We start from the raw sequence: 11,258 nt of genomic DNA on the forward strand, positions 1-11,258 counted from the left end.
GCTGCCGGATTCAGGGCGGCCGGGTACCGAGGCGCGCCGACTGCCGCCGCCGGTGACCGCCATGGTGCAAGCGCCTCACTCGAACACCTTCCATCCACGCGCGGTCGTCGACCCGAAAATCTGCGGGTTCTGCGGCAGCTGGTTGGTGGGCAGCCAGGTCGGGGTGATCTTGGCGAACCAGGTGGCGTAGCTGCTGCCGGCGGGCAGGGAGGCGAGCGCCTTCAGCGCATAAAAGGTGAAGGCCCCATTGGGGCGGCCGTTGAAGCGCGTATCCCAGCTGTACTGGGTATCGAGGCAGCCGGCCATCAGCAGGTCGCCGCCGCTGCGCGCGATGCCGCCGAGGACCTTGCCCGGCATCCGGCTCGGCAGCGCGGCGCTGCTCATCCAGGCCTGCGGCGGCAGGAAACGCGCACGCGGCATGCCGGGGTCGAGGTCGGAGTCGTCTCCACGGGTCACCGAGCCGGAATGACAGCTGTCGGCAATGATGACCACGCGTACGCCCGGCTGACGCTTGCCGAGCAGGGCATGCAGTTCGTCATCGAGCAGCACCGCACCCTGGCCGATATCCCACGGACACAGGCCCTCGTCGCGGCCATCGGGTTCGTCGCCGCTCTGGTCCGGCACCCAGGTGCCATGCCCGGAATAGGTGATGACGACGCAGTCGTTGCGGGCGGCGTTACCGATCAGTTCGCCGATCGCGGCAAGCATACCGGCCTTGTCGGCCTGACGATCGAGCAGCATCCGGGTGGTAAAGCCGCGCGCGGTCAGTGCGGCGGACCAGTCGTGGGCGTCATTGACACAGCCCGAGAGGTCGTTCTGCGTGCCGGGGTAGTCGTTGATGCCGATGCACAGTGCGTTCTTTGACATGGCAGGCTCCTGGTGGAACAGGGATGGCGTCGCGGAATCGGATCCGCCTATTTATATTTGTTTTGAATGCGTTCATTCAAGCATCTGGCGGCCGCGATTTCCAGTCTGGCGTGCAGCGTAGCTCGCCAGTCGGGGCTAGCTCGCCGTCGCCGGCTGCGTGAGACGGAAGTCCGGATCGCCCCAGACCTGGTAGGCGGCCCAGGTAGTCTCGTTTGGCGCCCGTTCGAGTGCCGCGACGCGGGCGGCGAGGCTGGCGGTTTCGAGATCGGCGCCGTTTGCGAGCTGTTCGAAGAGGCGCTGCGACCAGATCGATGCCCCTTCGTCGCTGACCGCCCATGCCGGCGCCAGTACGCAATCCACGCCCATCCGGAGCAGTTCGCCGACCATCGACGTGCTGCCACTGGTTTTGACACCGTGCCCCGTTTCGGTCGCCCCGCTGCCCGGGTCGGTCTGGTAACCGGCATGACAGCCGTTGAGGAAGACGAGCCGGGGTGGCTTGCGCATCTGAGCAAATTCGGTGGCGCTGAGAAAGACGCCGTCGCTGAGGACGAAGCCACTCACGGTGCGACCGTTGCCGAGAGGATATTCATGAACCGCATTCCCCGATACCAGCATGATCTCGAAATCGCGTGAAAACAGTTTGCCGATGATCTCGGCTGCGTTCTCGCGTTCGCTCACCGTCACTGCATAACCGGCGGACATCAGCGTGCGCGACACCGCCTGCAGTTCCGACCACACGCCTTCCAGCGGTGGAAATCCCTCCGCCATGTCGGGAAGCGTCTGTGTGGTGAGCGGGTTACCGATCAGCAGCGCGTGCCGACTGGTGCTGCGAGCGCGCGTCGCTTGCAGTTGCCCGTCCAGGCTGCGGGTGATGGCGATCGGGGTCATTGTGCCGCCACCGCGTGCGGCCAGGATCGCCTCCCACGGCAGTGCGGCGGTGTCGTGATTGAGCAGCAGGTGCTCGCTGCCGCCGGGCGGGGTGTCGCCCAGTTCCACCGGCAGGATCAACTGCGCCAGATTCCACGCGATCGCGGCGGAGGCGTCGGTGGTCGAGGAGAACTGGCGCATCAGGTTCTCGATCACGGCGGGCTGGTAGCGCACCGTCCAGTCGTTGCTGCGTTCGCCTGCGACCGAGTGGTATTGCAGGTTGCCCGGCCCGTGCTGGCGTACGATCAAGGTGCGTCGGGAGGGGTGGGGTGTGGCAGCGGCCAAGGTGCGTGGTGGGCGCAGGCGTGGCAGTGCCACATAGACTGGACTCACCACCGCGGTACCGGCGGCGAGATGCTTGATCTGCGCAAACAGCCGACTGTGCAGATCGTCGGCCTCGCGGGTGCCCAGCGGGGTGGGATAGCGCAGCAGCGGCAGATCCGCAAGTTCGAGCGGCAGCGGGGTGCGCGCCTCGGCGATGACGATGCAGCGCCCCGGCATCAGGCCGAGGCGCATGCCCAGTTGCAACAGGGTATCGGGCTGCTGCTCGCTGATATCGAAGATCGCAAGGCCGGCGCCGGCGATCAGCGTGGCAGGGGAAGCCGAGCCGGTGGTGTCGAGGTCCGGTCGGTGCGGCTGCAGGCCGGCCTCCGAGGCGCAGGCCTCGGCAATGCCGCTTGCCGTGTTCAATGCGGCCATGCGTGCGCTGTCGAGAGCGGTCAAGGGTGCAGCAGCGCGCACGATCAGACAGCGTCCGTCATCGGCCGCGTAGGGCGCTTGCGCGACCTGAGCGGCGTCGGCTGCGTCGAGCATCTGCGGTGGGGCGAGCGCAGTGTCCAGGTAGAGCGGGCTGCGCGCCAGCGGCAGGGTGTCACCGCTGGCGATGGACCGCAGCAGGGCGGCAAAGCCTTCCTCCGCCTCCCGGTCGCCGGGGGGGACGGCCCGGTAACGGTGATGCAGGCCGGGGGCAATGGTGAAGGCGGCCTCGGCGCTGCCGTCGGCAACGATGACCGCGGTACCGGCCGGGCGCAGCGCGAGACAGATGCCGAGCAGGAAACAGAGGCCGGGTTCGGGGCTCGACAGGTCGGCTACCACCAGGTCGGCTGCGAACAGCGCGGCGTACAGCGCTTCGCCCTGGCGGTCGCGGGCGGCGAGCGCACTGGCGCGTTCGCAATCGAATCCGGCGCCGGCGAGCGCGGCGCGGATCAGGGCGAAACTGAAGTCGGCATCGAAAGCCGGGCCGCCGCCGAGCGCGGTGCGGGCGCCGGTGCCGATCAGCACCACGCAGCGTTGACGTGCATCCGGGGTGACCGGGCGGTCTGCCATCGGCGGCGTGTCGGGCGACGCCATGCCAGCCTCGCTGAGCAATGCGCTGGCCGGGCGAAGCACGACGTCGCCGACGCGGATCTCTTCATTACCGAGCGCGCCGAGGATGCGCCGACCGTTGTCGTCGTCGCCGCGCGCAAGCGCATTCATGCCGCGCGCGTAGGCCAGCAGGGATTGCTCGCGCGCCAGCGGCATCTCGATGGCCGCTGCAAGACCGCCCAGTTGCAGTCGTGCCGCGACCGGACCGCTGCCGAACTGGCCAAGTGCATCGGCAAAGGCATGCGCGGCGGCGCCAGGGTCGATGAAGGCGAGCGCGACCCAGCGCTGGATGGCCAGAAATTCGGCCATCTGCGGGTCGATTGCGCCACCGGCGCGCTTTTCTGCTGCATCGACATAGCACCACAGCAGCTCTGCCACGCGCAGCGCCCGCGGGCGCGTATCGTCGCGGTAGCGCGAATGCAGCAAGGCCATGCAGTGCCAGCGCACCTGCGGGTCAACGCGGTAGAAGCCGCCGCCCAGCGCCGTGGTGAGCGGCGCAAACAGCACGTCCGCCTCGAGGCTGCGGTCGGCATTGCGCGCGGAGAGGAAATTCACCCGGATGAGATCGAGCAGGTCGGCGCGCAAGGTCTCCGGGATGGACGCATGCATCAGCAACAGCAAGGCTTCTTCGCCGTAATCGTTGGCGAATTGTTCGAGCGCCGCGTAGGCCTCGAGCACTTCGAGCGGACGCTGGCCAAGGTGGGCAGGGTAGGGCATGGTCAGGCCACCTTGTTGCCGCGCAGGATGTCGATGGCGCGCAACAGGTGATGGGGGTCGAGCGGCAGCATCGGTACAGGGCCGGATGCGATCAGCGCCGCGGTGGTGCGTGGCCAGCGCCTGTCGGGCATGGGGTTGAGCCACACCGTGGTGGAAAAACAGGCGCCCGCGCTCGCCAGGAAGTCGAGGGTCTGCATCGCCCTGCGGCGGTTAAGCGCGCCGCGTGCGCTGCCGGCATCGCTGAGCACCAGCAGCGCGGCGCCGGTGTGGCGAGTGAACACGGCGTCGCGGGCTTCGGGCCGGGTCAGCGCTGGCGTATGAAACAGCTGCTTGTGCGGCAGATTGGAAAAGTAGCGCAGCTCGGCATGGGCGAGCCGCCCGAGGCGCAGCGAATCGGCCAGCGTGGCAAGGAATGGCATCCACGGGTCCATGCTGGCACTGGCATCGGCCAGCACCAGCAGGCGCGCGTTGTTGCGCCGGCGTGGGCGCAAGACCGGCTGGCCGAGCAGACCGCTGCGGCAGCGCTCGCGCAGGGTCGCGTCGAGGTCGAGCTCCACGCGCGGTCCGTGGCGCACGCTGCGCCGGAACCGTCGCCACAGCACTGCAAGGTCACGCGCGCCAATGAGTGCGCCCGGATGCAGCACATAGTCTTCGCCGAGCGGCGGCGCCCCGTCGAGGCGCGGAATCGGCAGCCCGCCGCTGTCACCCGGCGCGGCAAAGGCGAGGCGGGCGCGTGGCAGCGCTTCTGCCTGCCGCGCATCGCCGGCCCCGGCGCCGGGCGCTGCGGTCGAGACCGGAGTCGCCTCGGGCGCAGGCGTGCGCGGGTCGGGCGGCGGGCCCGCGCCGGTATCGTCGTCACCATGCTGCGCTGCCTGCTCGAGCATGGCTTCGAGTGATGTGCTCATGTCGGCGGGAGGCGGAGGGAGCGACTGGAACCAGCGGTCGATGAGCCGGCGTTCTTCCTCGTCGCGGGCCCACAGCGCGAGGGCAAGCCGCCGCAGCGACGCGCGGTCACCGTGGCCGAAGCCGCCGCGCAGTGCCCGCAAGCCGTCAAGGTAGTCGCGCACGCCGACGCCGACGCCACGGGCGACCAGTTCGCGAAACAGGCCATGCAGCAGCGGCGGCAGGGAGGGTGTCGTGCTCATGCCTGACCTCAGTCGCCGGCCTCGCCCACGGTGCGCGCGCGGTAACGCTCGATGTCGTTGCGGATCTTGAACAGGATGGCCTGGTCGCTGGCACCGAGCCTGTCGGGCGATATCGCTTCGGCTTTGCGCTCTTGCCAGTGCAGCACCCGCACCCAGTCTACGAGTTCGCTGGTGGCGGGCAGCTTCTGCATGCCGAGTTCGCGGCCACGCTTGCGGATCTCCATGAACCGGGCGACCGCCGCCAGGGTGAGTTCGCTGCTGACCGTCTCCAGGCTGGCCTCTAGGTTCCTGGCGACGATGTCGGCGAGCATGTCGGGGTCGCTGGGGAAGTCGAGCTGAACATACAGGCAGCGGCGCAGGAAGGGTTCGGGGAGCTGTTTCTCGCGGTTGCTGGTGATCAGCACGATGGGACGGACGCCGTCGGGTGGCGCGCAGACATGGCGGCCAAACCCCCGGGCCGCGAGGCATTCGGCATCTTCGCTGCGGGGCAGGTCCTCAATATCGAACTCGAAGCGGTCGAGCACGTCGAGCAGGTCGTTGGGGAAATCGATGTCGGCCTTGTCGACCTCGTCGATCAGCACCACGCCCGGCCTGCCCGCGCGAATGGCATGGCCCAGGGGTTCGAGATCGATGTAGGGAAAGACCTTGCGTGCGGTGTCGTTGTTCGGGTCCTGCGCGTCCTGCAGACGGCGCAGCGCGTCGAATCGATAGAGCAGGTCGCGCGCCTGGCTGGTGCTCTTCACCGTCATGGTGACGAGACTGTCGAGCAGCCCGAGTTCCTCTGCGATGGCGCCGGCCAGGCGGGTCTTGCCGCAGCCGGCCTCGCCTTCGACCAGGATCGGGCGACCGAGGCGGACCGCCAGATTCACGATCTCGGCCGTGTCCGGGGTGGCGAGATAGGAGGCCGACTTGTTGCCGGCGAACTGCGTGTACGGGGACGCTGGCGCCATGGTGTTGCCCTCAGCTTGCGCCGACCCAGAAACCTTGCAGGGTCAGCCGGTTATAGACGTCCGGCGGATTGCCGTCGGGAGTGGTGGCGAACGTCGCGATGTCCCACCGTCGGGCCTCGTCCAGCGCAATGCCTGCGCTCTTCCGGAGTTCCTTCAGCCACTGTTGTACGTCGTCGGCATCGAGTGCGCCCAGCGCCGGCAGCGCGAGCAGGTCGCGATGGTCGATATCGCCCGCATCGAGCGCGGTGCTGTGAATGCCGTGGGGGGGCGGCTGCGACAGCGGACTGTGGTCGATGACGAAAAAGAACAATCGGCCGGGGCTGCAATCCTGTTCGGCAAGGGCGGCGTGCAGCGGGCGCCAGAAGGACTCGGCAAACCTCGCAAGGCGGTCGGGGTGGTGGCCGATGGTGCGCAGGATCACGATGACCGGCCCCTGACGCAGACGTGCGCCAAGCGCCTGCGCCAGATCGGGAATGGAGGCGTGTTCCAGCATCGGGGTGCCGAGTTGGCCGCAGCTCCAGCGGATCAGCGCGTCGATGCTGTCGGGGTCGGCGGGCTGTCCGCAGATCGGCCGCAAGCCCTCCCACTCCTCGTCCCAGCCGGCCAGAAACTCGGCAAATTGGCGTTGACCGTGATTCTCCGGGCCATGGATGAGGAAGGCCGCCGCACGGCTGTCCCTGCGCTTGCGAAAGGCATTCATGGCGTCCTGCAACGCCCGGCGCTGGGGTTTGCGGCCGATACGCCCCAGTTCGGCCGCCGGAATGTCGCCGCTGGCCTCGCGAGGCCCCGACGCCGCCTCGCGCAGCAGTTTCATGTTCCAGTTCAGGATGGTGGTCAGGGCCTTGCCGACCAATTGGGTGCGGTCACGATAGAAGACCATGATGCGGCCGTCGGCCGCCCAGCTCTTCACCGATTGCAGAAAACGCGCCTGGGCCTCAGCATCAGCCGACGCACGCTCTGGGGGTTCGAGCGCGGTCAGGGCCTTCGCGCGCTCGCGCAGATGCGCTTCGGCGCTGCTCCCGGCTTCCGGCAGCAGGATGAAGATCGGCGTCGATCCGCGCTGCCAGCGCGATACCGCCCAGCGAAACTCGAGTTCGGTGATCGAGTATTGAAAGCTCGGCGGAATCCAGCCGTAACGGAAGCCGAAGAGGCCGACATATCCGTCGCTGCCCATGACCCGCGCCTTGCATACATCGACGACGAAGTGGCCGCCCTCGGACCAGTCCTCCTGCAGGAAGATCTTGGCGGTGGGGATGTTGTCCTGCACGAAGTCGCGAACCGCCTCGCGGAACTCCTTGCAGTCCTGGGCCGTGGCACTCAGGAAAATCTGCGAGATCTCGGCAATGTCTGCGGCAGGCGGCATGGCGGTCGACGAGTGTCCCGTGTCCGTTGTTGGGGGTCTGCACGTTCAGCATATGTCATGCGAGGCCGACTTGCCATGCTGCTGCCGGGGCTTGGCCGCACCTCACCCGCTTCGCCGGGCGCGATTCTCCGGCCCTATTTGTCGGCCACGAAGTCCTTTCGCACCTCGGTGAATACCGGGCCCCACATCGGATGTCCGGCTTCGGCCTTGTCGAGCGCGAAATCGGGATCGATTCTCAGCGCCTCACGGAACTCGCGGCGACAGTTCGTCTTCTGTCCGCTCGAGCAGTAGATGAAGGCCAGCACCTTGCGCGCCCGAATGGTGTCCGAAGGTTGTTTCAGCCCGAGGTCGAGCGCGCGGTTCAATTCGCTCGCCGCATTCTTGTAGTTGCCGCGTTCATACAGACCGATCCCCGCCTTGAGGGCACTTTCCGCCCGTTGATCGGCGTTGGCGGGCAGGCTCGCCGGCGTGGGGTCGGTGCCGGCTTCGGGCGCGGTCGCGGGTTGCGTCAAGGCGGCGCAGCCACCCATCAGCAAGAGGGAGAGCAGGGCGGCAAGGCCGACTGGCTTGCTCTGTCCGTCCATGGAGGATCTTGTATTCACTGGAATCGGTGTCGAACGCTGATGGTTTCGCCCGATTTTATCGTGACCTTGTGCGTGCTGGGCGCAAAGTCCGCATTTCGAATCTCGATGCGATAGGTGCCGGGCGGCAGTTCGAGCGAGCGCAGCGGGGGGGTGACGCCGCGCTTGCGGCCGTTGACGTAGATCTCGCCCCACGGCAACACGTTCAGCTTGAGGGCGCCGGGTTCGACCGTCTGTGTCTCGGCGGCGATGGCTGGTGCGCGCGCCTCGGGTGCGGCAGGACTCGGCGCTGTCGTCGATTCCTCCGTGCTGTCCGATGCCACCGCCTCTGGCGCGGGCGGGCTCGCAAGCTCGGCCGGCGAGACGGGGACGGCGTGCACGGCTGGCGTCACGGGCAGTGTGCGGTCGCCTTCCTCTGAGGTGTCCGAACTGAAGTAGGCGAATACGGCAGCCGTCGACAGTGCAACGAGGACGGCGACAAGCAATAGCGGCCGCCTTGCAGCGGATTTGTCGCTATCGTCGGTGGCAGGATGATCCGTGCCGGCACGCATGGGTCGGGAACCTGGCGTTGCGACGATCGTTGCGCTGCCGACCGAAGGCGCTTGTTCTGTGCGTGTTTGGGCGGCGGCGCCACTGTCCCTCAATGCGCGCCGGATCGGCGTCAGGGCACGGGTCAGATCGCGGGCGCTGGCAAAGCGGTCGGCGGGTGGCTTGGCAAGCGTGCGCATGATCACGGCGTCGAGTTCGGGCGGAACGTCCGGATTCAGACTGGAGGGCGGGGGTGGGACGTGGTGCAGGATGTTGTGCATGACGGCAGGAATGCTGTCGGCCGCGAACGGGTCCTTGCCGGTCAGCATTTCGTACAGGGTGACGCCGAGCGCAAAGAGGTCGGTTCGCGCGTCCACCGGCCCATGGGACACCTGTTCGGGTGCCATGTAGATCGGCGAGCCGGCCATGGCGTCGTCTAGCGACTTGCTGCCATCGGTCGCCAGTGCGATGCCGAAGTCCATGATCTTCACCATGCCGTTGCGCGCGAGCATGATGTTGGCGGGCTTGATGTCGCGGTGAACGATGCCGTGCTGATGTGCGTAGTCGAGCCCGCGCAGGATCAGCAATGCGATGTCGACTACCTTGCGCAGCGGGAGGACCATGCCGCTGTCCAGACTCTCGCGCAGCGACAATCCGGTAAGGTATTCCATGGCAATGTAGGGCACGCCCTCGCTGCTTTCGCCGACATCGTGAATGGTCACGATGTTCGGGTGATTGAGGCGGCCCGCCGCCTTCGCTTCGCGAAAGAAGCGTTCGCGAAAGTCTTCCCGGTCCGTCGACAGCAGTTCGACCGACAGGACCTTGAGCGCGATCTTGCGCTCGATCATGGGGTCGACGGCGCGATACACGGTCCCCATCGCGCCGCGGCCGATCTCGTGCGAAATCACGTAGCGGGCGATGGTCAGGTTTTCGGCAGGCGCAGGAGCATTCATAAGTGATAGTTGGGACGAAACCATCGGTATGGTCGTTGTGGTCGAAACGGCGCGACGAACGGTATCACACGTGCGCCGGAATCAGCGCCATGCACTCTGACGCTAATCATAATGTCGAATAGATGAAAACCATAGTCTTCGTGTGGGATAATCGCTGCCGATCTTACCGCTCCTGATGCGAGGTTTCAGGGGCATGACGAACGGGAGGTGCGACTGAAGTGTTGATCCACGATGCCTGCGAGATGGCGAGCCTGAGCGACCCTGGCTGTGTCAGGTCGGTCAATGAAGATGTGCTGTCATGGGTGCCAGAAATGGGACTGGTGATGGTCGCGGACGGCATGGGGGGGCACAGCGGCGGCGGGCGTGCGGCCCGCATTGCGGTTGAAACGATAGAGCGTCGCATCCGGGCGGCGTTATCGGGACCCGATGCCGCGGCCGTTCAGATCGACGAGTCGCTCGGCGATGCGGTGGCCGAGGCCGATCACGAGATCCGCCGCCTTGCAGCGTCCGACCGGTCACTCTCTGGCATGGGGGCGACGGTTGCCTGCCTGCTGTTGCGCGACAACGAGGCGTGCATTTCCCATGTCGGCGACACCCGGGTCTACCGCCTGCGAGCGGGCAAGCTGGCCTTGCTGACCCGCGATCACGCCATCGGTCGGTATGTACATGAGGCGGGTGTGAGCGATGCAGCCGAGTCTGGCGCCAGTCACAACCGTCATTTCGTGACCAGTGCGCTTGGTGTGGGCCAAGAGTGTGCGATCGAGACGCAGCGCATCGGTGTCGAGGTCGGCGACCTGTTCCTCGTCTGTTCCGATGGCCTCAACGACATGATCGACGGCGCGGATATCGAACTGGTGCTCGATACCATGCAGGCCAACCTGCCGCTGGCCGCGCGGCAACTGGTCATGATTGCGCGCGATTGTGGCGGCTTCGACAACGTGACGGTGGCGCTGCTGCGGGTGAATGCCGAGTTCGCCCATGAAAGTGCGGTTTCGGGCGGCGGCGTGTCATTGTTTGCGCGCGTGCGCGGTTGGTTCGGCCGGAGGCGTTGAGCATGGCAAAAATCGTACTGAGCCTGGACGGGCGGATCATCGCGCAGGCGTTTCTCGATACGCAGCGGATTACGATTGGCCGCGATCCGGCGTGCACCCTGGTGGTGCCGGTGGCCGAAGTGAGTTCGCGCCATGCGGAAATCTACGGTGTGATCAACGATCACTTCATCGAAGATCTCGGCAGTACCAATGGCACGGTGGTCAATGGTAAAGCGGTGAATCGGCATCTGCTGCAGAACGGGGATGTGGTGTTTCTCGGCGAGTACAGGCTCAAGTATCTCAACACCGCACATGCGCGGCTTGGGTTCGACCGCACGCAGATTCTCGATCCGGCCCAGATCTCCGAGTTCGTCGAAGAGGAAACCCAGGCCCCCATCATCCTCGACTGTGCGGGGGCTGCGGCGCATGCCGCACGCGAGCGCCTGGCGCGCGGACGGGTACACGGGCTGGCCGGGCGCCTTGAAGGGCAGGACATCCTCATCGAACGCGTGCTGCTGCCCATCGGCAATCGCGGCGAGTGCAGCGCGGTGATCAATCGACGCCCCGGTGGCTGCTTCCTGACGCATGTCGATGGGCGCGTACAGACCCTGCTCAATGGCGCCGCGCTGGGGAGCGAAGCAGTGCCACTGGCCGACGGTGACATCATCGACGCCGGGGCCGAACGCCTGCGCTTCCACACCGTTGCCAATGGTGATGCGCCTAGTGTAGTGGTGCGCTCTTGATGGCACTTATCGTAGGTGGCAATTGCGGTCGTTGATGGGCTCCTCCCCCTTCAAGGGGGAGGCTGGGAGGGGGATGGGTCAATTCGCG

9 protein-coding genes are annotated in these 11,258 nt (G+C 66.6%); 2 read left to right on the forward strand and 7 right to left on the reverse strand.

Annotation, left to right across the window (positions count from 1 at the left end; translation table 11 throughout):
• Positions 1–75: 75 nt before the first annotated feature.
• The 7 genes from J5J83_RS03130 to J5J83_RS03160 all read right to left on the reverse strand — a co-directional run bounded on the left by J5J83_RS03130 (position 76) and on the right by J5J83_RS03160 (position 9,396).
• On the reverse strand, positions 76–867 hold the full coding sequence (locus J5J83_RS03130; RefSeq protein ID WP_212345287.1) for a caspase family protein: 792 nt from the start codon (positions 865–867) through the stop codon (positions 76–78).
• A 135-nt stretch (positions 868–1,002) separates the two neighbouring features.
• Positions 1,003–3,876 (reverse strand): CHAT domain-containing protein, encoded by a 2,874-nt coding sequence (locus J5J83_RS03135; RefSeq protein WP_212345290.1) that lies wholly within the window; start codon positions 3,874–3,876, stop codon positions 1,003–1,005.
• Between the two features lie 2 nt (positions 3,877–3,878).
• Positions 3,879–5,021, reverse strand: coding sequence for a VWA domain-containing protein (locus J5J83_RS03140; protein WP_212345293.1), 1,143 nt, complete (start codon positions 5,019–5,021; stop codon positions 3,879–3,881).
• Positions 5,022–5,029: 8 nt separating this feature from the next.
• Positions 5,030–5,971: a MoxR family ATPase gene (locus J5J83_RS03145; RefSeq protein WP_212345296.1), complete on the reverse strand. Its 942-nt coding sequence runs from the start codon at positions 5,969–5,971 to the stop codon at positions 5,030–5,032.
• Between the two features lie 10 nt (positions 5,972–5,981).
• Complete coding sequence (locus tag J5J83_RS03150) at positions 5,982–7,334, reverse strand: DUF4062 domain-containing protein (RefSeq protein WP_212345299.1); 1,353 nt, start codon at positions 7,332–7,334, stop codon at positions 5,982–5,984.
• A 134-nt stretch (positions 7,335–7,468) separates the two neighbouring features.
• Positions 7,469–7,918 (reverse strand): TssQ family T6SS-associated lipoprotein, encoded by a 450-nt coding sequence (locus tag J5J83_RS03155; protein ID WP_212345302.1) that lies wholly within the window; start codon positions 7,916–7,918, stop codon positions 7,469–7,471.
• Between the two features lie 14 nt (positions 7,919–7,932).
• Entirely contained in the window at positions 7,933–9,396 is a 1,464-nt protein-coding gene (locus tag J5J83_RS03160) for a serine/threonine-protein kinase (protein WP_212345324.1), read from the reverse strand.
• A 218-nt stretch (positions 9,397–9,614) separates the two neighbouring features.
• Here J5J83_RS03160 and J5J83_RS03165 point away from each other — a divergent pair, with 218 nt between their 5' ends.
• Together J5J83_RS03165 and J5J83_RS03170 are read left to right on the forward strand one after the other, a co-directional pair.
• Positions 9,615–10,448 (forward strand): protein phosphatase 2C domain-containing protein, encoded by an 834-nt coding sequence (locus J5J83_RS03165; protein WP_212345327.1) that lies wholly within the window; start codon positions 9,615–9,617, stop codon positions 10,446–10,448.
• A gap of 2 nt (positions 10,449–10,450) precedes the next feature.
• The gene (locus J5J83_RS03170; RefSeq protein ID WP_212345330.1) at positions 10,451–11,170 is read left to right on the forward strand and encodes an FHA domain-containing protein; all 720 of its coding nucleotides are present in this window, start codon (positions 10,451–10,453) and stop codon (positions 11,168–11,170) included.
• Positions 11,171–11,258 lie beyond the last annotated feature (88 nt).

The sequence above is a fragment of the Azoarcus sp. L1K30 genome (genome assembly GCF_018122735.1).
Taxonomy (GTDB): Bacteria; Pseudomonadota; Gammaproteobacteria; order Burkholderiales; family Rhodocyclaceae; genus Parazoarcus.